The sequence below is a fragment of the Chitinophaga pollutisoli genome (genome assembly GCF_038396755.1).
Lineage (GTDB): Bacteria > Bacteroidota > Bacteroidia > Chitinophagales > Chitinophagaceae > Chitinophaga > Chitinophaga pollutisoli.
Genome location: NZ_CP149822.1, coordinates 3463826 through 3485776, shown reverse-complemented (window position 1 = coordinate 3485776; position 21951 = coordinate 3463826). Strand labels below are relative to the sequence as shown.

At 54.9% G+C, this 21951-nt stretch carries 20 protein-coding genes; 7 read left to right on the top strand and 13 right to left on the bottom strand.

Translation table 11 applies throughout. The annotated features are described in order from the left end of the window. Positions 1–4: 4 nt before the first annotated feature. From WJU16_RS14565 to WJU16_RS14550, 4 genes are read right to left on the bottom strand one after another with little or no spacing between them, the layout of a single operon-like run. Positions 5–2365, bottom strand: a complete 2361-nt coding sequence (locus WJU16_RS14565) for an ABC transporter permease (protein WP_341834219.1) — start codon at positions 2363–2365, stop codon at positions 5–7. 28 nt (positions 2366–2393) lie between these two features. Then, positions 2394–2615: a hypothetical protein gene (locus WJU16_RS14560; protein WP_341834218.1), complete on the bottom strand. Its 222-nt coding sequence runs from the start codon at positions 2613–2615 to the stop codon at positions 2394–2396. Positions 2616–2635: 20 nt separating this feature from the next. Beyond that, positions 2636–3325 (bottom strand): ABC transporter ATP-binding protein, encoded by a 690-nt coding sequence (locus WJU16_RS14555; RefSeq protein WP_341834217.1) that lies wholly within the window; start codon positions 3323–3325, stop codon positions 2636–2638. 37 nt (positions 3326–3362) lie between these two features. Next, positions 3363–4610 (bottom strand): efflux RND transporter periplasmic adaptor subunit, encoded by a 1248-nt coding sequence (locus WJU16_RS14550; protein WP_341834216.1) that lies wholly within the window; start codon positions 4608–4610, stop codon positions 3363–3365. Between the two features lie 314 nt (positions 4611–4924). Here WJU16_RS14550 and WJU16_RS14545 point away from each other — a divergent pair, with 314 nt between their 5' ends. The 6 genes from WJU16_RS14545 to WJU16_RS14520 are packed head-to-tail and all read left to right on the top strand — an operon-like array spanning position 4925 to position 12466. Then, complete coding sequence (locus tag WJU16_RS14545) at positions 4925–6271, top strand: sigma-54 dependent transcriptional regulator (RefSeq protein WP_341834215.1); 1347 nt, start codon at positions 4925–4927, stop codon at positions 6269–6271. Between the two features lies 1 nt (position 6272). Further along, positions 6273–7604: an ATP-binding protein gene (locus WJU16_RS14540; RefSeq protein WP_341834214.1), complete on the top strand. Its 1332-nt coding sequence runs from the start codon at positions 6273–6275 to the stop codon at positions 7602–7604. A gap of 32 nt (positions 7605–7636) precedes the next feature. After that, entirely contained in the window at positions 7637–8302 is a 666-nt protein-coding gene (locus tag WJU16_RS14535) for a lysoplasmalogenase (RefSeq protein ID WP_341834213.1), read from the top strand. Between the two features lie 6 nt (positions 8303–8308). After that, positions 8309–9937, top strand: a complete 1629-nt coding sequence (locus WJU16_RS14530; protein ID WP_341834212.1) for a serine hydrolase domain-containing protein — start codon at positions 8309–8311, stop codon at positions 9935–9937. A gap of 27 nt (positions 9938–9964) precedes the next feature. Continuing rightward, the gene (gene nadB / locus WJU16_RS14525) at positions 9965–11566 is read left to right on the top strand and encodes an L-aspartate oxidase (protein ID WP_341834211.1); all 1602 of its coding nucleotides are present in this window, start codon (positions 9965–9967) and stop codon (positions 11564–11566) included. Positions 11567–11584: 18 nt separating this feature from the next. After that, positions 11585–12466, top strand: coding sequence for a lysophospholipid acyltransferase family protein (locus WJU16_RS14520; RefSeq protein WP_341834210.1), 882 nt, complete (start codon positions 11585–11587; stop codon positions 12464–12466). A gap of 56 nt (positions 12467–12522) precedes the next feature. Here WJU16_RS14520 and WJU16_RS14515 read toward each other — a convergent pair whose 3' ends face one another. The 7 genes from WJU16_RS14515 to WJU16_RS14485 all read right to left on the bottom strand — a co-directional run bounded on the left by WJU16_RS14515 (position 12523) and on the right by WJU16_RS14485 (position 17715). Beyond that, positions 12523–12897 (bottom strand): LysM peptidoglycan-binding domain-containing protein, encoded by a 375-nt coding sequence (locus WJU16_RS14515; protein ID WP_341834209.1) that lies wholly within the window; start codon positions 12895–12897, stop codon positions 12523–12525. A gap of 39 nt (positions 12898–12936) precedes the next feature. Next, positions 12937–13428, bottom strand: a complete 492-nt coding sequence (locus tag WJU16_RS14510; RefSeq protein ID WP_341834208.1) for a BON domain-containing protein — start codon at positions 13426–13428, stop codon at positions 12937–12939. A 373-nt stretch (positions 13429–13801) separates the two neighbouring features. Further along, positions 13802–15205 (bottom strand): rhodanese-like domain-containing protein, encoded by a 1404-nt coding sequence (locus WJU16_RS14505; protein WP_341834207.1) that lies wholly within the window; start codon positions 15203–15205, stop codon positions 13802–13804. Positions 15206–15327: 122 nt separating this feature from the next. Then, positions 15328–15609, bottom strand: a complete 282-nt coding sequence (locus WJU16_RS14500; RefSeq protein WP_209145680.1) for a helix-turn-helix transcriptional regulator — start codon at positions 15607–15609, stop codon at positions 15328–15330. Positions 15610–15980: 371 nt separating this feature from the next. Next, positions 15981–16667 (bottom strand): tRNA (adenosine(37)-N6)-threonylcarbamoyltransferase complex dimerization subunit type 1 TsaB, encoded by a 687-nt coding sequence (gene tsaB / locus WJU16_RS14495; RefSeq protein WP_341834206.1) that lies wholly within the window; start codon positions 16665–16667, stop codon positions 15981–15983. 5 nt (positions 16668–16672) lie between these two features. Further along, positions 16673–17329 (bottom strand): 3-hydroxyacyl-CoA dehydrogenase family protein, encoded by a 657-nt coding sequence (locus WJU16_RS14490; protein WP_341834205.1) that lies wholly within the window; start codon positions 17327–17329, stop codon positions 16673–16675. 5 nt (positions 17330–17334) lie between these two features. After that, positions 17335–17715: a RidA family protein gene (locus WJU16_RS14485; protein WP_341834204.1), complete on the bottom strand. Its 381-nt coding sequence runs from the start codon at positions 17713–17715 to the stop codon at positions 17335–17337. Positions 17716–17817: 102 nt separating this feature from the next. On the opposite strand from WJU16_RS14485, the gene WJU16_RS14480 reads away from it, so the two are divergent. Then, entirely contained in the window at positions 17818–18636 is an 819-nt protein-coding gene (locus tag WJU16_RS14480; protein ID WP_341834203.1) for a type II CAAX endopeptidase family protein, read from the top strand. Here WJU16_RS14480 and WJU16_RS14475 read toward each other — a convergent pair whose 3' ends face one another. Both WJU16_RS14475 and WJU16_RS14470 read right to left on the bottom strand, forming a co-directional pair. Continuing rightward, on the bottom strand, positions 18637–20118 hold the full coding sequence (locus WJU16_RS14475) for a L,D-transpeptidase family protein (RefSeq protein ID WP_341834202.1): 1482 nt from the start codon (positions 20116–20118) through the stop codon (positions 18637–18639). It abuts the gene before it with no gap. Between the two features lie 257 nt (positions 20119–20375). Next, positions 20376–21923 (bottom strand): Rne/Rng family ribonuclease, encoded by a 1548-nt coding sequence (locus tag WJU16_RS14470; protein WP_341834201.1) that lies wholly within the window; start codon positions 21921–21923, stop codon positions 20376–20378. Positions 21924–21951: the final 28 nt, after the last annotated feature.

The following is a 21951-nucleotide window of genomic DNA, read 5'->3' as shown; positions in this document are numbered from 1 at the left end:
GAATTTATTCGGCCCGCAGGGATTTAACGGGGTTCATCCGGGCGGTGCGCACCGACTGGTAACTGACCGTCAACATCGCCAGCACGAGCGACAGCAGCGCCGTTCCCGCGAAAATCCACCAGCTGATTTCGATGTGCAGGGAGAACTGATCCAGCCAACCTTTCATGAAATACGCGGCCAGCGGCAATGCGATGGCCACAGCCACCAGCACCAGCCGCAGAAAATCCTTGCTGAGCAGAACGAGGATCTGCCCCACGGTGGCGCCCAGCACTTTCCGGATGCCGATCTCTTTGGTACGTTGCTGCGCCGTGAAGGCCGCCAGCCCGAAGAGGCCCAGGCAGGCGATAAAAATCGCGAGCACGGTGAACACGGTCGATAATCTACCGATCACCGATTCGCTCCGGTAAATCTTCTCGAAAAACACGTCCATGAATTTCAGGTCGAGGGGATATTGCGGGTTGAATTGTTTGTACACTTCGCCGATGCTCGCCATGGCGGCCGCGGCTTCTCCCGGATGGATGCGGACGAGCACTTTCCCGCCCGCTTCGTCGAACGGTGTGATGAGCATGGGCCCGGCTTTCCGCGCAATGTGGTGGCTCGCGAAATCCTTCACTACCCCGATGATGGGGCCTTGCTTTTCCTGGTTTGTGATGATCTGGCCGACCCAGGGTTTTTCCAGTTTCATCAGCCGGACCGCCGTTTCGTTGATCACGAACCCATCTTTGTCCGTGGGGTGATCGTCCGAAAAAGTACGCCCTTCCAGCATTTCGAGCTGCATGGTTTTGTCGAAGCCCGATCCCACTTCCAGCTTATCAAAAAGCACGGTTTCCGTTGCCGCCTTACCCGGCCACGACACGCCCTGGCCGCTGTTCCCCACGTCAATGGGCAGCTGGTTGGTTACGCAGGAAGCCATGATGCCGGGCTTCCCGTCGAGCGCGCGGCGGAAGGCTTCAAAATTTTTCTCTACGCCGCCCTCGTTGGTGAAATATACCACCTGGTCTTTATTCAGGCCAAGGTTGCGGTTTTTAATGAAATGAATCTGCAGATAAACGAGCGCAGCCGCCACGATAAGCACCGTGGAAATCCCGAACTGGAACACCACCAGCCCTTTCCGCAGCCACACGGCCGACGACTTCAGCCGCAGCATGCCGCCTTTAAGCGTAGAGATGGGGTTGAGGGAAGAAAGGTAAAAAGCAGGGTAACTGCCTGCCGCGAAGCCGGTGAAAACCGCCAGGCAAAGGAGCCCCAGCAGATTATACCAGGTGAAAACCGGAACGGCGATCTCTGTATTCACCATCTTTTCAAACATCGGCATCAACAGCCACACCAACATCACCGACAACAGCGACGAAATAAAAACCAGCGCAAACGATTCTCCCAAAAACTGCGACACGAGCGAGAACCTGCCCGCGCCGATACTTTTCCGGACGCCCACTTCCTTGCTGCGCTGCACCGCCCGCGCGGTGGAAAGGTTCATGAAATTGATGCAGGCGATCAACAGCACGAACACCGCCACGATAATGAACAACCGCACATATTCCATTCTGCCGGACTGCTCCTTCCCATCTTTGAAAATGCCTTTCAGGTAAATATCGGAAAAGGGGTACAGGAATAATTCGGTCGTGGAACCTTGTGCGTTGCGCTTCACAATGTCTTTCGCCGCGGCGTTCACTTTCGTAAGATCGGCCTGTTCGCTGAGGAGCACGTAGGTTCGGGGCGCGTTGGCCTCCCAGCTCGAAAGCCATGGATGTTCCGTCTTCAATTCCTGCATGGGCAACAGGAAGGCGAATTTGACGGTGCTCGCCTCGCCAGGCGATTTCACCACGCCGGATACGGTGTAGTCTTTCGCGTTTTCGAGGCGGATCGTTTTGCCGAGGGCTTTTTCGTCGCCGAAGAACGCGCGCGCCGTTTCGTCGGTCAGCACGATATTGCCGGGCTGCGTGAGCGCCCCCGCGGCACTGCCTTCCACGAAGGGAAAGCTGAATATGTTGAAGAAAGGACTCTCGGTATAATGCCCCTGGAATTTAAGGTTCTTATCTCCTACCGACAGCAATTTTTCCGCGTTCCAGCTGATGGAAGCCACCTGGGTGATGCCCGGCACTTCGGTCCGGAGCTTCTCCGCCAGCGGCCCGGGTGTGGCCGTGGTAGTGAGCATTTCGTTGTTGGAATAGTATTGATGCTCATACACCTGGTAAATACGAGGCAGCTTTTCATGGAAACGGTTGAAGCTCCACTCATTGGCCACCCAAAGCAGGATGAACATACAGGCCGTCATCCCGATCGTAAGCCCGGCGATATTGATCACCCCGAACACTTTGTTGTTCCAGAGATTCCTCCAGGCGATCTTGATATGATTTCTGAGCATGTACATATTGAACAAAGGGTTATGCAGGTTAAATATTCTCGGTATTGACAGACCCGGAACCCCGGTTCCGGCGGAACTGGTTGAGCATGCAAAGCCCCGCGAACAGGACCAGCAGCAAGGGAAATAACAGGGACGGCATCACCATCATCGCCTGGAACCCTTCATCGGCGGCGTTCCCGCCGGTAAAGCAGCGCACCAGCGAACCGGGGTCCGGCAAAAGGCTGATATGTCCCGGGCAATGTGGTATCATGATTTTAATTTTTTCTGGTGTTATACGTGAAATTGTTCCTTGATGTTCTCCGTCACCACCTTGCCGTCGAACAGGTTCACGATGCGATGGGCGAAACCCGCGTCGTACGGTGAGTGCGTCACCATGATCAGCGTGGTGCCGGCGTCGTTCAGTTCCTGGAGCAGCTTCATCACTTCTTCGCCGTTGGTGGAATCCAGGTTACCCGTGGGCTCGTCGGCCAGGATCAGTTTCGGTTTGGCGACAACCGCCCTGGCGATGGCCACGCGCTGCTGCTGGCCGCCCGAAAGCTGCTGCGGGAAGTGGTTGCGGCGGTGCATGATGTTCATTCGCTCCAGCACTTGTTCCACCCTCGCCTTCCTTTCGCTGGCGGGCACTTTCAGATACAGCAGCGGCAGTTCCACGTTTTCGAAAACCGTCAGTTCGTCAATCAGGTTGAAGCTCTGGAACACGAACCCGATAGCGCCTTTGCGGAGCTGCGCGCGCTGGCGCTCGCTCATCCGCGCCACTTCCTGCCCCCAGAAATGATACTCGCCGTGGGAAGGATTGTCGAGAAGCCCGAGGATGTTGAGCAAAGTGGATTTGCCGCAGCCGGAAGGGCCCATGATCGCCACGAATTCGCCGTCCTGGATTTCCATGTTGATGCCGTTGAGTGCCGTTGTTTCCACTTCTTCGGTGGTGAATAATTTTTGCAGGTTGACTGTTCTGATCATTGTTGACGATTGAAGATTTTGATAAGATTTGGGTGGGTCAGAATTCCAGGACTTCCTTGTTCCCGAAGTTCTCGTAAGAGGAAGTGATGACCTGGTCACCGGGTTTGAGCCCTTCCAGCACTTCGAAATATACGGGGTTTTTACGACCGAGGGAGATCTTGCGCTTCACGGCCCGCTTGCCGCCGTTTTCCACGACGTACACCCAGTTGCCCCCGGTGTCGGAGAAGAATCCGCCCGCAGGCAAAAGTAAAGCTTCGGACGATTTGCCCAGTTCCAGGCGGATAGGAGAGGATTGCCCGCGGCGGATGCCTTCCGGTGCAGCCTGCACAAAGTTCATGTCTACCTCAAACCGCCCGTTTTTCACTTCCGGATATACTTTGGAGATCACCATTTCATTGGCTTTCCCGTTAAAATCGAAATTGGCTTTCAGCCCCGCGAAAATGCGGGAAATGTAATGCTCGTCGACTTCCGCCCGCATCTTGAACCCGTCCAGGTCGTCGATCTGACCGATGTTCTGCCCCGCCTGGATGCTGGTACCCACTTCCACGTTGATGCTGGACAGCTGGCCGTCTACCGGGGCGCGCACCACGAGGTTGGCCAGGTTTTCCTTCATCATGCTGAGGTTCCGCTGCGTCCGCGCGATGGTGCCTTCCAGCTGCGCGATCTGCGTGGTGGCGTTTTCCAGCTGGTACGACTGCGACTGTATTTCGATCTTGCGCTGTTTGTCGAGGCGCTCGTATTCGCGCTTGGTGCGGAGGTATTCCTGTTCGGCTACCACCTTGTCCTTGAACAGCTTATGATTCCGTTCGAAGAGATCCTTCGCCTGGTCTACCTGGAAATCGAGGTCGCTGAGGGTCTTTTCGAGGGAGAAACGGTCCTGTTTGAGGCGCAGCCTTGTGTTTTGCAGTTCGTTGATGAGACGGTACATTTCGGTTTCCCGGTTCACGAAATCCATCATCAGCCGCTGGTTTTCCAGGCGGAGGATGGAATCGCCGGCTTTCACCATGCTGCCGCCTTCCATGAATTTGCGGGCAACATACCCGCCTTCGATGGCGTCGAGCCGGATGGTTTTGAGGGGATGAACAACGGCGGTGACGGAGATATACTCGTCAAAAGTGCCCTGGGTGACCTTAGAAACGGTGATTTTGTCCTTCTCCACGTTCAGCTTGCTGCGCTTGTCAGCGAAGATGAAGCTCCAGAGCAGGAGGAGCACTACCGTTCCGCCGCCTCCGTAGAGGAACAGGCGTTGTTTGGTCCAATATTTCTTTTTGATCTGTCTGTCCATGACTAAAATTGCTGGACAGGTAAAGTCAATCCATGTGCCAAGCCATGCCAAACCCTGAAACCCAATACCATGGCCAATTTAGATGAAAGCCACCGGGCGGGCGCTGTTCCAAAGCGGACAAAGGGTGTCCGAATCCGGACAGGCGGGCGCCGGAACCGGGGCCGTCAAATTAACCTTACGGGATCCCGAATGTTTGTTTAATATTGCCACAGCAGGGCCGTTCCGGCCAAAAACAGGGCTCCTCCGGCCGGAGGGGCACCCATCCCGGAACACGTTTTGCAGTCATCAGCCAAAAACGCATTAATCCTATATTCATGAGCATCCAGCAAGGTAAAATTCTGATCGTGGACGACGACGTGGACGTGCTCCGCGCCGCAAGGCTCCTCCTTAAAAGGCATTTCGCCCAGGTTGATTTCGAAAAGAACCCGCAGAAAATCCCCTATCTCGTCACCAATTTCGATTACGACGTCATCCTGCTGGACATGAACTTCACCCGCGACCTCTCCAGCGGCAAAGAAGGCTTCGAATGGCTCGACCGCATCCTCGACATCAATCCCAAAGCCACCGTGGTCCTCTTCACCGCCTATGGCGACGTGGAAATGGCCGTGCGCGCCATCAAAGCCGGCGCGGCCGACTTCGTGCTCAAGCCCTGGGAAAACGATAAACTGCTCGCCACCATGCAAACCGCCGTGGCCGCCCACCAGGCAAAGCAAGACAAAAAAGCCGGCGGCGCCACGCTCCACACCGGTAACGTGCTCATCGGCGATAGTCCGGCCATGCAGGAAGTCCTCGAAACCGTGGGCCGCGTCGCCGGAACGGACGCCAATATCCTCATCCTCGGCGAAAACGGGACGGGGAAAGACCTTCTGGCCCGGCACATCCACGCCCTCAGCGCGCGGAAAGAAAAATCCATCGTGCCGGTGGACCTCGGCGCCCTCAGCGAAACCCTTTTCGAAAGCGAACTGTTCGGCCACGTCAAAGGCGCCTTCACCGACGCGAGAGACGACCGCGCCGGCCGGTTCGAAGAAGCCGCGGGCGGCACCATTTTCCTGGACGAGATCGGGAATATTTCCATCCCTTTCCAGGCGAAACTGCTGACCGTTTTGCAGAACCGTCAGGTGACGCGGGTTGGCTCCAACAAACAAATTCCCATCGACGTGCGGCTCATTTCCGCCACCAACAAGAATATCCAGCAGCTGGCGGCTTCGGGGCAATTCCGGCAAGACTTGCTGTACCGCATCAACACCATCGAAGTGCACCTGCCGCCGTTGCGCGAAAGGCGGGAAGACATCGTGCCCCTGGCCGAATATTTCCTCGGGATGTACCGCAAGAAATATAACCGTCCCGTCGCATTTTTACACGAAACCCTCATCACCCAACTGGAGAATTACGACTGGCCGGGCAACATCCGCGAATTGCAGCACGCCATCGAGCGGGCGGTGATTTTGTGCCAGGGCAAAACCCTCATGCCGAAGGACGTATTCGTAAAATCAGCGGCATCGGCGGAGAAGCTGGACACGGGTTTCAACCTGGAAGATATGGAAAGGAATATGATCGCCCAAGCCCTGAAGCAATGCAACGGCAATATCACTGACGCCGCCAAGGAACTGGGTTTGAGCCGCGCCGCGCTGTACCGCCGCATGGAAAAATACAATCTCTGATATGAACCGTTTCAGCGTCATCATCCTGTTGCGCCTTGTGCTGTTCATCGCCACCGTGGCGGCGGGGTTTGCGTTGTGGTCGGCCGGTTACCCGCTGATGATATGGCTCGTGGTCCCTTTCCTTATTGCGCAGGTGGTGTCGTTATATCATTATCTCAACCGCGTTAACCGGAAACTGACGTTGTTCCTGGAGGCCATCCGGTACGAGGATTTTTCCATCCGATTTAGCGCAGACAATAAGCTGGGTAAGAGTTTCAGCGCCCTTAACCACCAGTTCAACGAAGTCCTGGAAGCTTTCCGGCAAACGCGGGCGGAAAGGGAAGCCAATCTTAAATATATCGATACGATCATCCAGCACATCAGCATCGGCGTTTTTTCCTTTGATACGGACGGGAAGATAGAACTCATCAACCCCGCGGCCTTCCGGCTGCTCGGCATTTACCGGCTCCGGTATATCGACGAGCTGAAAAACGTGCACCCCGATCTGGCGGGGCTCCTCATGCAATTGCCCGCCGGTCATAAAACGCTTTACGCCACCCAAAACGGCCAGCAACTTTCGATCCAGGCGGCGAGCGTAAGGCTGCAGGGGCGGTTGGTGAAACTGATTTCGCTGCAGAATATTCACGCGGAACTGCAGCAAAAAGAACTCGAAGCCTGGCAGAATCTTACCAAGATCCTGCGCCACGAAATCATGAATTCGGTGACGCCCATCGTGAGCCTCATCGGCACCATGCAAGACATCGTGCAGTACGACCTCGCCGCTACCGACGAGCAGAACGACGCCGTGGGTGACCTCCGCGAAGCACTCGAAACCATCGAAAGCCGCAGCAAGGGCATCATGAATTTCGTGAACGCCTACCGCGATTACACCACGCTCCCCAAGCCGCAATTCACCACCATCAATCTGAAGCAGCTCATCCACTCGGTGAGCAACCTGCTGCTGGCCGACATGAAAGCCGCGGGCATCCGCTACCGCTCCCACGTTTCACCGGACAACATCGAGATACACGCCGACGAAACACTGCTGCAGATGGTGCTCATCAATCTCATCAAAAATTCCATGGACGCGCTGGACCAAACCGACCAGCCGCTCATTTCCGTGAAAGGCTCGTTCAACGGGCAACAGGTGATCATCGAAATCACCGATAACGGTCCCGGCATCGACCCGGACGCGCAAGAGAAGATTTTCATTCCGTTCTTCACCACCAAAAAAACCGGTTCCGGCATCGGGCTGAGCCTCAGCCAGCAAATTATCCAGATGCATGGCGGGCAGCTGAAACTAAACAGCATCCCCGAAAAGGGTACCACTTTTTATGTATTGCTCAACAGTTAAAAAGAGTGTAAGTTGGGGGATAATTCCACTTCATGAAACCTGCCTATTGGATAGCTGTGTATTTCCTCGCGTTGCTCGCGGATATCGGGATGATCCTTTTCGACGTACCGCAGGCCCGTTTCGTCACCAAACCCTTGCTGATGATACTGTTGGGCGTGTACAGCTGGGCGCTCGCCGCGAAGCTGCAATATTCCTCCCGTAACTTTATTTTCGCCGCCGTTATTTTTTCCTGGTCGGGAGATGTTTTCCTTTTGTTCCCGCAATTTTTTCTGCCGGGGCTGGTGAGTTTCCTCATAGCACATTTGATGTACATCGGCTTTTTCCTTTGGATGAAACCGCGGCCCAGGATCGGGATCGTCGAAAAGATGGCCATGGCCGTGGCGTTGGGATATGCGGCGGTGGTGCTGTCTTTGCTCTACCCGAAAGCCGGAGAGATGCGCATCCCGGTGATCGCATACACCGCGGTGATTACCAGCATGTTCATCCTGTCGGTTCGGGCGTTCGGATTCGGCGCGCCCTGGTATGGGATGCGGGCTATCCTGGGGGCGTTTTTCTTCGTCGTGTCTGACACGGTGCTGGCGTTCCAGCTTTTTTATGCGGACTTCGCCTATAGCGGCATCGTGGTGATGACGACTTACGGCGTTGCGCAGTGGCTTTTGGTGTCGGGGAGTTTATATTATCTCAGGAATAGAATATAACGACATATGCTCCGTAAAATCTCGCTGTCCCTTTCCGCGCTGCTGGTACTTTCCGGCGCGCAGGCGCAAACCTGGCAAGACACACTCGCCCGTATCGAATCCGCATTCGAGCGCTTCAAGCCCGACGGGCCCGGCGCCCAGATGGCCATCAGCCGCAACGGGAAGGTGATTTTTTCCAAGTCCTGGGGGATGGCGGATCTTGAGCGCAACGTACCCATGGCCACCACTTCGCTCATCGAAGCGGGCAGCGTGAGCAAGCAATTCACCGCGGCGTCCATCCTGATCCTGGAGCAACAGGGGAAATTGTCGGTGGCCGATGAAGTGCGGAAGTATGTGCCGGAACTCCCGGAATACGGGCATCCCGTCCGGGTATCGCACCTGCTGCATCATTCGAGCGGGCTGAAGGATTGGGGCTCGGTGGCGGAGCTGACCGGGTGGCCGCGCGGGGAAAGGAATTACACGAACGACGACGCGCTGCGCATCATCTGCCGGCAAAAATCACTCAACAACCCTCCGGGATACGAATACATCTATTCCAACACCAACTACACGCTGATGACGATCATTGTGGAGCGCGTTTCCGGCAAAACGCTGGAAGAATTTACGGATGAGCACATTTTCACACCCGCCGGCATGAACGCATCCCATTGGCGGCAAGACCACCGGCAACTGGTGCCTCACCGCGCCATTGCCTACGGGAAGGACGACCGGTACGGATATCACATCAACATGCCCAACGAAAGCGTGTACGGCCATGCCGCGCTGCTCACCACGGCGGAGGAACTGCTGAAGTGGAATGATTTGTATACTTCGGGAAGATACGGTTCCCCTTCCCTTTATCCCAAACAAACCGAAACGGTGCCCCTCACCTGCGGCCATCCCGCGATGTATGCCGCCGGGCTTATGACGGCGCCCATCAACGGCCGGAAAGCCGTGACCCATTCCGGCGCCACGGCGGGCTACCGCGCCAACCTGGAGTATTTCCCTGAACTGGGCATGTCCTTCGCTTATTTGTGCAACACTTCGCAGTTCGACCGGGCGGCGACGAACGCCGCGGCGGTGGTGCGCAATATCTTCATTCCCGAGCCGCCGAAAACACCGGCCCCGCAAACCGCCGTTCCCGCGATAGCCGTGCCGCCGGAAGCCCTCCGCGCTTTCACAGGCTGGTACCGGAACGTCCGTAGCGACGACGGCATCAAGATCACCGAATCCAACGGTAACCTGTACGAGGGCACGAAGAAGCTGCATCCGGCCGGAGGGGCCACTTTCCGCAACGAAGGCGGCATGCGCTACGCATTTTCAAAAACAGACCTCTTCCTCATCACCCCCCAACAGGATACATTCGCCTTTAAACCTGAAAACTACCCGGACACCGCCGCCAGCAACGCGGAATATGCCGGGGAATACGTTTCTTCCGACGCGGAAGCCCGTTGGAAGGTGACCCTCGACGGTAAAAACCTGGTCGTGAACATCGACAGGCCCGGCTTCAAATCGCCCCTGCAACCGTTGTATAAAGACGCGTTCCAGTCTTATTTCGGGCTCGTCCGCTTCCGCCGCGATGCCCAAAACCGTGTAACCGGCCTCGAAATTACCTCCGGCCGCGCCCGGCGGGTGCCATTTACCCGGGCCAACTAATCCGATTATTGCCTAATTTTGATGCCTATGCATCAAACGGATTTTCTGGTGGTGGGCTCCGGTATAGCCGGGCTTACATATGCGCTGAAAGTGGCCGGCGAATTCCCGGACAAAAAGGTGACCATTATTACCAAAACACGGGAAGACGAGACCAATACCAAGTATGCCCAGGGCGGCGTGGCCGTGGTCAACGACCTGGAAAACGACAGCTTCGAGAAACATATTGAAGATACGCTCATCGCGGGCGACGGCCTTTGTAATGAAAAGATCGTCGAAATCGTGGTGAAGGAAGGCCCCGACCGGGTGAACGAGCTGATCGCCTGGGGCGCCCGGTTCGATAAATCCCCCGACGGCGACCTCGCCCTCGGAAAAGAAGGCGGCCACTCCGAATTCCGCGTTATCCACCATAAAGACGTAACCGGCCGCGAGATCGAACGCGCGCTTCTGGAAGCGGTCCGCCGCAGCAAAAATATCGAAGTCGTTACCCACTGCTTCGTCCTGGACCTCATTACGCAGCACCACCTGGGCTACCTCGTCACCAAATCCACACTCGACATCGAATGCTACGGCATCTACGTCCTCAACCAGAAAACCAATAAGATCGAAAAAATCCTGTCGCGCCTCACGCTCCTGGCTACTGGCGGCAACGGGCAGGTATACCGCACCACCACCAATCCCATCATCGCAACCGGCGACGGCGTGGCGATGGTGTACCGCGCCAAGGGCCGCATCGAGAACATGGAGTTCATCCAGTTCCACCCCACGGCATTGTACCAGGTAGGCGTCAGCGGGCAATCGTTCCTCATCACCGAAGCCGTTCGCGGCGACGGCGGTATACTGCGGAATGCCGACGGGGAAGATTTCATGCATAAATACGACCAGCGGTTGTCGCTCGCTCCGCGCGACATCGTGGCCCGCGCCATCGACAGCGAGATGAAGATCTCCGGTACCGAGCACGTATATCTCGACTGCCGGCATATGGACCTGGAGAAGTTCATCCATCACTTCCCGAATATTTACGAAAAGTGCCGTTCGATCGGGATAGACATCACGAAAGACATGATTCCCGTTGCGCCGGCGGCCCATTACAGCTGCGGCGGCATCAAGACCGACGAATTCGGCCGTACATCGATAAGAAACCTGTATGCCTGCGGGGAGTGCGCCAGCACGGGGCTCCACGGCGCCAACCGCCTGGCTTCCAACTCGCTCCTCGAAGCGATGGTGTTTGCGCACCGCTGCTTCCTCGACGCCAAAACGGCCATCGTAAATAGCACCATCCATTCCGAAGTGCCCGACTGGAACACCCTCGGTACCACGGCGCCCAAGGAAATGATCCTCATCACGCAAAGCCTCAAGGAGCTGAAGCAGATCATGAGTGATTACGTGGGCATCGTGCGCACCAACGTTCGTCTTGAAAGAGCCATGCGCCGGCTCGACATGCTGCACCTCGAAACGGAAGCCCTCTACCGGGAAACCGCCGTTTCACCGCAGCTCTGCGAATTGCGCAACCTCATCACGGCGGGATATCTCATCGTGAAAGGGGCAGTCTTCCGCAAGGAAAGCCGCGGCCTGCACTTCAATACCGATTACCCGGTCAAAAGCGAACTGGTTCAGAATATCATCCTGTAGGAAAAAGCGAGCGAGGACATGTATTATTTTTTACTGGCGTTCTGTTATAGCGTTTCCGTTTTGCCGTTGTGGGTGCTCTATCCCCTCAGCAACCTGCTGTACTGCTTCGTGTACCACATCCTGGGGTACCGCCGCAAAGTGGTGCTGGGCAATTTACGGCAGGCGTTCCCCGATAAAACGGAAAAGGAAATCCGCCGCATGGCGCGCAGGTACTACCGCAACCTGACCGATATGATGGTAGAAACGATCAAGCTGCTCACCATGAGCAAAGCCTCGCTTCAAAAGCGTTTCATCTGCGATTTGTCGCCGCTGCATAAACTGTATGCCGAAGGGCGGAGCTGTCAGCTGCACCTGGGCCATAACTTCAACTGGGAATGGGCGAACCTGTTTTGCATGCAGGGCGTGGATTATCCTTTCCTCGTGGTGTTCATGCCCATCACCAACAAAGCCGTGAACCGGATGTTCCGTCACTTCCGCGAAAAATTCGGAACGATCCTCATTCCCGCAAACGACATGCGCAACGGCATGGCGCCCTGGATGGGCAAGCAATATTTACTGGCATTGGTAGCCGACCAGAACCCCGGCAATCCGCGCCGTTGTTACTGGTACCCGTTCCTCAACAAGATGACGGCGTTTTACAAAGGGCCGGAAATGAGCGCCCGCCGGAACGACATCCCTGTGGTATTCGTCGATATCCGCAAAAAGAAACGCGGTTTCTACGAAGCCAGACTCACCCTCGCGTTCGAGCATCCCGCACAAACAAAAGAGGGTGAAATCACCGAAGCATTCGTCCGGTACCTGGAAAAAAATATCCGCGAACAACCCGAAGTGTGGGTGTGGAGCCACCGCCGCTGGAAGCACGAGTGGAAGCCGGAGTATGCGGAGGGGCATGCAGAATAAAGGCATTAAAAGGGCGCTCCGGATGACCGGAGCGCCCTTTTCTTTTCCGGAAAAGCCTATGCAGAAGGGATTTTCAGCTTCCAGCCCGGCTGGATCTTGTCCGGGTCCGAGATCTGGTCTTTATTCGCTTCAAAAATCTTCTGCCAGGTCATACCCGGATATTTCTTTGCTATTTTGCTAAGGTTGTCGCCCGATTGCACCTCATACACCTGTTCCGCGCCTTCGGCCATGGAGATGTTCAGCACCAGGTCGCCCGCCCGCATTTCGGGGTCGAGTTTTTCATAAATTCCCCAGAGCTGGTCTTTCACGGCGCCCGACGGTGCGGTGCCTGTTACATACAGCACACCGTTCTGTTCTGCCACCTGCAAACCGGATACACCGCCGCTGTTAGCCGCCTGGATCAGTTCCGCATATTTTTCCTGTAATGCCATATTGCAAATTTATTGAGTGATAAATGGATGAACAGCTGCTTATTGAATCGTCAGCTTATTGTTGATTTTCTTCGGCTTCGCTTCCGCTGCCGCCTGCATCACTTTTTTCAGATCCGCTTTCTTGATGGTGCCGGTCAGGGTTACTTCCCCGTTGGCGATGGTAGCGGTAACACCGGAAATGCTATGCGCATTCAACGCGGAGTCAACGCTGGTTTTCAGCATATCGTCCGGGCTCACCACTACCGGAGGAGGCGGCGGAGGAGGCGGGGTCGTCATCACATTATTGACAACCGATTTGATGCCTTTTACTTCTTTGGCGGTGGTTTCGGCGGCGGATTTGGTGGCATCGTCCATCACTTCGCCGCTGAGTGTGGCAACGCCGCCTTTCACTTCAGCGATCACGCCGGGCGTGGTGGTGGCTAGTTTGTCATTTACTTCTTTCTGAAGTTTGGCATCGCTTGGCTTGCAAGCGTACAGGAATACGCCTAAACCGAGAAGGCAGGCGATTAACCAGGAATTGCGTTTTTTCATACGATTAAAATTTAAAAGGAATGTGAAGAATTCCTGTCCGTAAACCGGACATCATCCTCAGTTAAAAATTTGATAACCAATATGATAGGTAAGTTTCGCCCGATGCAAACCGTCCAAGGGACCGACGGATCGCCCTTACTACTGATTTGCCTGGCTGTGGCGGGGATAAACAGGGTATTTAGTTTAACAACGCGGGTGCGGAGATGTTTAGATTGGGGAAATTAATTTGATGGGTTTTATACCAGCAATACCGCCAATCCCGATTTTCCGGAGCGCGCCGTGCGAACGTATCTTCAAACGGCCGCAAATCCCCTGCCACGCATAAAAAAGCCGGGACTGAAAGCCCCGGCCCGTATAAATTTTAACGTTTCCGTTAGTTGAGTACGTTTTTCTCTTTTTCGATCTCGATGCCTTTTTCATCTTTCATTTTCGCATAACCGCCGGTAACATTGCGGAGGTTGTGGATGCCTTCGCGTTTCATGAGGGAGCAGGCGATCACGCTGCGGTAGCCGCCCTGGCAATGCACGTAGAGGTTCAGGTGCTCGTCGAGGTCGGCCATGGTACCGGGGTCGGTCAGTTCGCTGAGCGTCAGGTTGGTGGCGTCTTTCACATGTCCGTCGGCGAATTCGGCAGGCTTGCGGACGTCCACGATGAGCAGGTGCTCGTCGTGCGGGATGTCCATCGCCAGTTCGTCGGGGTCCACGGAAATGATCATGTCGATCTTTTCACCGGCTGCTTTCCACGCGTCGAAACCGCCTTCCAGGTAACCTTCCACTTTATCGAAGCCCACGCGCGCGAGGCGCACGATGGTTTCTTCTTCCTGGCCGGGAGCGGTCACGAGGATCATGGCTTTATCGAAGGGGAGCAGGCTGCCGGCCCATTCCGCGAAGCGGCCTTCCAGCCCGATGCTGATGGAACCGGGCACAAACCCTTCGGTAAAAGTAGTGGCGTGGCGGGTGTCAAGGATCACAGCGCCAAGTTCGGATTTCTCCTTGAAAGCTGCTATGGATAAAGGTTGCAGGCTGCGCTCCATAACTTTGTTCATGGCGTCGTAACCTTCCTTGTTGATTTGCGCGTTGATAGGGAAATACTGCGGCGGCGTGCTCAGCCCGTCGGTCACCTGGCTGATGAAAGCGGCCTTGTCTTCCGCGAGGAGCGCGTAGTTGTCGCGTTTTTGCTCGCCGATGGTGGAGGTGGTGTTGGGACCGAGGTTCTTGCCGCAGGAAGATCCGGGCCCATGCGCGGGGTAAACAATTACGTGATCCGGCAGGGTCTTGATCTTGTTATTCAACGATTCGAACAGCATGCCCGCCAGTTGTTCCTTGGTGAGGTTGCCGCTGAAGAGGTCCGGGCGGCCAACGTCACCCACGAAGAGCGTATCTCCGGTGAAAATGGCGTGCGGCTGGCCGGCATCGTCGAGCAGGAGGTAGCAGGTGCTCTCCAGCGTGTGGCCCGGCGTATGAAGGGCGCGAACGGTCAGTTTACCGATTTTAAACTCCTCCCCGTCTGTCGCGATATGCACCGGGAAGCCGGTCTGCGTTTCCGGACCGTACACGATGGGCGCATGCGTGGCAGCAGCCAGGTCGAGGTGACCGGAAACGAAATCGGCGTGGAAATGGGTTTCGAAAATATATTTGATGGAAGCATTCCGCTCGTGTGCGAGGGTGAGATAGGGCTCAATGTCGCGCAGGGGATCGATAATCGCGGCTTCACCCTCCGACTCGATGTAATAGGCGGCTTCCGATAAGCATCCGGTATACAACTGCTTAATAAACATAATGGTGGTTTGATTTTGGCAAAAATACGGAAAAAACAAAAGACCGTCGGTGGAGACGGTCTTTTGAGTATCGTAGGTGGCCCGAAATGCGGGCACGGTTATGAAAAAGGTAGATACGGGGATTATCCCACCAGTTCTTCGACGAATTTTGCCACTTCGGCAATACGCTGCTTATTGATGGTATAATGGATAAACTTGCCGTCTCTTTCGGTAATCACGATCCCGGCGCGGCGCAGGATGGCGAGGTGCTGGGAGGCTACGGATTGTTCGAGGCGCAGTTTCACATAAATCTCCGTTACGGTCATACGCTTATGGTCCTCCAGCAGCTTGATCATCTGCTGGCGAAGCTTATGGTTGATCGCTCTCAACACCATCGCGGCCTTCTTAACGGCAATGTAATCCAATTTGATCTGATCTTTTTCATTGTTACCTCTAGAAATAATAAGAGTATTAGAAGAGGTGGTTAATAATTGTTTTTCCATCGCAAAATAGTTTTAAAAATAATGAAATGACAGGGATCAACGGACAGTAATAACGAGACTATTAGACAATAATCGCGGATATTGATTATACAAAATTATAATATCTGTCACAATAAAAAAAATTTCTATACCTTCTTTTTTAATATATAGCCCGGAATATCCCGTTTTTCCCACAATTTGACGTTCACATGACAGTTCCGGGTGCTAAAATCCGTTCGCCGGCACCCTTTCAGATATAAACGTGTTTCTATGTGTAATATGATGCCGGGAAATGCTAAAAATCTGCTAAAAAATTAACGGATGTTACTTTTACCCGGGTGGTAGAAGGCTTTCAGATAGTGGGGAGCGAAGTAGGCAACATCCTGGAAATCCTTTTCTGCAAAGGCTTTCGCGGCCAGCGGGATCATATGTTCGGCCGATATTTGGTATGAGGGGAAAAGCGTATTGGTGCGTTCTCCTAACAACATCTGCCATTTGGGGGCGCCGTCGCCAAAGAAAATGACAGTTTTCTGTGCAATAAAGTTGTCGAGCGAACCGGGTTCGAGCACCATTGCCTGGGGGATGAGAAGGGCTTCCAGGTTTTGGTCGTAAATAGCCGTAAACACCTCCATCCGCCGCGCATCGATCATCGGGGCGTACAATACGTCTTCCGCCGGCCGCTGCGCCTGCATGCCCGCCGCCATCATCTGCAGCGTGGAAATGGCGATGAGGGGCTTCTTCCAGGTGTAACAAAGCCCTTTAGCCGTGGCGGTTCCCACGCGCAAACCGGTGTAGGAACCCGGACCGGCGCTGACGGCGATGGCGTCGAGCCCGGCGGGCGTTACACCGTGGCGTTTCATCAGTTCACCAATGTACTGCGTAATAGTCGCGGCGTGATCGCGCTGGTCGGTATTGAGGATCGTCTCCAGGGCCTGCCCGTCGCGGGAAAGGCAAACGGAGCCGATGGAAGTTGCGGTATCTATATGGAGTATCTGTGCCAAGTGGGTCAGTCTGATTGTTGGATAAATGCGTTGTATTCCTTTTCCAGCGTTTCGCAAATACGGTAACGTTCGTTGCCGGTTTCAGCATAAACGGCGCGCAGTACTTCGTACACGTTGCGGATGCCGATGCGGCTGCACCATTCGAAGGGACCCAAAGGATAATTCGTACCCAGCTTCATGGAGATGTCTATATCCTCCCGCGAAGCGGTCCCCTCTTCCGCCGTGAAATAAGCTTCGTTGATGATCATCGCCACCGTACGGGGTGTCACGAGACCGGCGGAGGCTTTGACGGTTTCATACTCCCAGCCCAGTTCCTGCATGACGGATTTCAGCTGGCCGGCGTCGCCCCGTGCCGAAATCCCCACTTCCAGCCGCGGCATCCTGTAAAAACCGGGCAGCCAGTTGGCGGCGTACAGGCTGGGATATTGTTCCCAGGCGGCTGGTGGCGTTTTCACGAGGCAACCGAGGACGGGAAGCCCCGGCTGCAGCGAATATATCATGAGATTTTCAGGCCGCTCGTCGAGCGAAAGGTCGATCACCAGGTCGGCCCCTCCCTTCAGCGGCCGCAGTTCCGGCTCATACAGTACGCGGTGGCTGCCGGTGCCGCGGGATTCGCGAAACGCATCCCACCGCTCCTTTTCGCCGGTTACGAGTATATCCATTCCGGTTATTTTACGGCGATCATCGAAATCTCTACATTCGCGCCTTTCGGTAACGCGGCTACCTGCACGGTTTCGCGGGCAGGGAAGTATCCGGTGAAATACTTGCCGTACACTTCGTTGATCTGCCCGAAATCCCCCATGTTCATGATGAAAATCGTGCTTTTCACCACGTCGGAGAAATCCATCCCGGCTTCCGACAGAATGTTCCGCAGGTTCTGCATCACCCGGTGCGTTTCAGCGATGATGTCGCTCTGTTCCATCTGACCGCTCTCCGGATTCAGCGCGATCTGCCCGGAAATAAACAGCATATTGCCCGCCTGCACGGCCTGGTTGTAAGGACCGATCGGCGCGGGAGCGTTTGTGGAGTTGATGATTTGTTTTTCCATATGCCGCAAAAATAAGGTTTTAAGTAAGCAAATTGCTTATATTAGCATGAACGTACAAGCGAAGACTAGTCAACTACCCGAAGAAAATTTAGCTGCACAAATATGTATGTCAAAACAAGGCATGGCCTGTCGTTGAATGGCGCATGGCAAATGCAGATCGCCCTCTTTGCCGGATGGATCGTTCCGTGCTCGATCGTGTTTCTGATATCCGGCATCAACCTTCTTCAATTCCCCGCATTGCTTTCCTGGCTTTATCTGCTGGGTGGCGTCAGTGTGATCACCTGCGCGCTGGTCCGCAAGCGCGACAACTTCAAATTCATGCCGCGCCTGTACATGACGGCCGAACTTTTCCTTTTGTGTATCACCATGGCCATTGCGTTGGTAATGGTGAAAGACGGTCTGGGCAGCCTGCTGCCGCTCCCCGTCTGGTCCGATATGAGCTTTACATCCATCCGGACCGGCGATCCCTTTGCGGTGGTCTGCACCGTGGTGCTGATGGCGATGATGGAAGAAATCCTGTTCCGGGGCATCATCATGGAAGCCCTTCTCCAACGGTACTCCGCCGGTATTGCGCTCCTTCAGAGCGCGCTGTTGTATATGCTCGCGCACCCGGACCCCGCGCAGATGCCCGGCGCCTTCATGCTGGGGTTCCTCACCGGCGCATTCTACCTCCGTTTCCGCGACCTCTGCCCTTCCATGCTCATCCATATTTCCTACAACGCCGCCGCTGCCCTCATGCTTAACGTCGGCAGCAGACATTTCGCGGAAGATTCCCCCATCCTGTACGTGATGATCGTTACCGGTTGCGCTGGCGCGCTCATGGCCGGTTACTTCCTCATGCAACGCATCCCGCTACCCAAAACGGAAAAAGCGGCCCCCCTCCCGGGAAAGCCGCTTTTACACACGGAACGCTCCGTATAATTATTTGCCGAACATCAGTTTCGCCAGCTTCTTGTCGTGGCCATACACGTCGTCGCGGAAGTTCAGACGCCCGTCACTGTCGACCCAGGCAGTGAAATAACCAATGAACACGGGCAGCTTCTCTTTCACTGTTACATACTTCTCCTTGCCGGCGTTCATGGCCGCGTCAATCTTGGCGGAAGTCCAGCTGGAATCTTTGCGCAGCACCCATTCCGCCAGCTTCTTCGGTTCCGCCACGCGGATGCAGCCGTGCGAGAAGGAACGCTTCGTTTCGTTGAACAAATCTTTCGACGGCGTATCGTGCAGGTAGATGTTGTATTCGTTCGGGAAAAGGAATTTCACTTTGCCCAATGAATTTTTCGGGCCGGGCTTCTGCCGCACCGAAATATTGTTGCCGCTACCGCTCATCTCCATGTTATGCCGCGCCAGGTAAGCGTTGCCGCTTTTGCGGATACCAGGCAGCACTTCTTTTTTCAGGATGCCGGGCGGCACGTTCCAATAAGGACTGAACACGACATATTTCAACTCTTTACTGAAAATTACGGTGCTGTTGCCCTGTGTTCCCACCACCACCTTGCAGCTCCAGGCCAGTTTGCCTTCCTCGTAAGCATGCAGGCGGAACTCGGGGATGTTCACGAGCAGGTAATCCGTCGTCACTTCCACCGGCACCCAGCGGATGCGCTCCATGTTCAGGAGGATTTGGTGCATATAATGCTGGAGTGGACGGTTGAGCGCCGCTACCGTTTGCTCGCGGATAATGCCGTCGTCCTTATGCCCGTGGCGGACCTGGTAATTGCGCAGCGCGCTGTCGAGCATGGGCGTGAAGCGGGACGTGGTATCATCTTCCCTGAAGTCACCGATAAGGTGGAGCCGTTTTTTCACGGCGGCGATCACCTCGGAGGAGTCGCCGGATTTATAGGTTTTCTTTTTTTCAATCCGGATAGAATCCAGCGTGGGATTGTCTTTCGCGAGTTTCGCCAGGCGCTGGATCTCGTCGCGGAGGAGTTTGTATTGCCGGTTCACAGGCTCGTTTGCCGCAATGGCCGTTTTGGGAAAGCGGATCACGGAATCGAGGAGACTTTCGACATTGATTTTTTTACGGGGGATGAACCACTCGAGGTCTTTGGAATTGGCGCTGGTCATACCGCCCCAGACTTTTTCCGCGTAGGTGAAGAATTGTCCGGTGAGGGCGATTTCGGTGAGGCGTACGAGTGAGTCTTTGTGGTTGAATTCGTCACCCTGGGCGCTGAGGGAGTCGAACATGCGCATGGCGGAAGATTTATCAAGCGCGGAGTCGCTGATGCCGGAGGCTTCGTCTTGCCGCATCATGTTCATGAAACCGCCGGCTTGTTCGGTGAGGCCTGCGGAGTCGATCCAGGCGAAGTGGAAGTCGCGTTTGCGGTAGAAGTTGAGGATGGATGCGCGGTAGGGTGCGAATTCCGCATGATGGTCAAGAAACGCCACGACCAGGTTGCTGTCCATGGCTTCGGCGATGTATTCTTCTTTGGTGTAGTGGGTGGTGTCGCGGTTAATGCCTTCGCCTTCGGCGCGTTTCAGGCCTTGCTGGCAGGCGGCAATGGCGAGAAAGAGTAAAGCGGGCAGTAAGTTTTTTTCAACATAGCGAAGTCACATTTAGGAGGTATAACAATATTCCGCCGGGTATGTTGCAAACCTGGGGCCGGAGGGCCGTGGCGGCGGAAAAAAGGGCGCATCCGGTTGGGTGCGCCCTCGTAATTCTATCAGAATTTGATTTCCTCGTCGTTGTCATCGAAGAAGTGGTACTCCGTGAGATGGTAGTTGGAATCTGCGCGGAGTTTGATCCATTTCTTGTACGCGAAATACCATTTCCACTGGCGGCTGCGGAGCCATCCTTTGGTGAGGTATGCGTAGAGGATGGGGTGCACGCGGATGGTGAGGCCCTTGTGCTGATGGTTGAGGAGATACTGGAGGTTCTTTTCGATGTCTTCCACGATGAGCATAGAGGCGCCGATTTTGCCGGTGCCTTTGCAGGTGGGGCAGTCTTCCGCCACGGAAATGGTGATTTCCGGTTTCACGCGCTGGCGGGTGATCTGCATGAGTCCGAACTTGGAGATGGGCAGGATGGTGTGCTTGGCTCTGTCGGGCGCCATGAATTTCTCCATGGCTTCGTATACGTTTTTCTTGTTTTCGGGCAGTTTCATATCGATGAAATCGATGATGATGATGCCGCCGAGGTCGCGGAGGCGCAGCTGCCGGGCGATTTCCGCCGCGGCTTCCAGGTTGGAAGCGAGGGCGTTTTGTTCCTGGTTGTTGCTGGAGCTTTTGTAGCCCGAGTTTACGTCGATGACGTGGAGGGCTTCCGTGGCTTCGATGATGAGATAAACGCCGGAATCGAGGTTGACGGTTTTGCCGAAAGAGGCTTTCACCTGCCGGGTAACCCCGAAGTGGTCGAAGATGGGGGCGCCGTTGTGGTAGTAGGTCACGATGTCCTGCTTTTCGGGCGCGATCTTCTGGATATACGTTTTTGTGTCGGTGTAAATGTTTTTGTCGTTGATGACGATCCGGTTGAAGGATTCGTTCAACAAGTCGCGGAGGATGCTGGTGGTTTTGGTTTGTTCGCTCAGGATCTTCTGCGGGGCTTGTCCGCTGCGCAGGTTTTCCTGGATGGTGTGCCAGGTATTCACCAGGGTGGTCAGGTCTTCATGCAGTTCGGCGGTCTTTTTGCCTTCAGCCGCGGTGCGGACGATGACGCCGAAGTTAGGTGGTTTGATGGCTTCAACGATCTTCTGGAGCCTTTTCCGTTCTTCGGAGGAGTGGATCTTTTTGGAGACGGCCACGATGTTGTTGAACGGGGTGATCACGATGAACCGGCCGGGGAGCGAGATTTCGCAGCTGAGGCGCGGGCCTTTGGAGGAGATGGGCTCTTTGAGAATTTGTACGAGGATGTTGGGCTTTCCACCGAGAACTTCGGTGATTTTTCCGGTTTTGATGATTTCGGGTTCATTTTTGAATTTGCCGAAATCGAAGGCACCGGATTTATCGGAGATGGCCTGGTTGGTGAATTTTAGTATGGAACGGATGTAAGGGCTGAGGTCGGTATAATGGAGGAAGGCGTCTTTTTCGAAACCTACGTCCACGAATGCCGCATTAAGGCCCGGGATCAGTTTTTTTACTTTGCCTAAATAAAGGTCCCCCACCGCAAAATTAGGATTGCCGCTTTCGTGATGCAGCTCTACCAACTTCTTATCTTCCAGCAATGCAATTTCAACACCGGATGGTGCTGCATTTATAATCAATTCCTTATTCAAGCGTCAAAATTTTATCCATAAATACTTC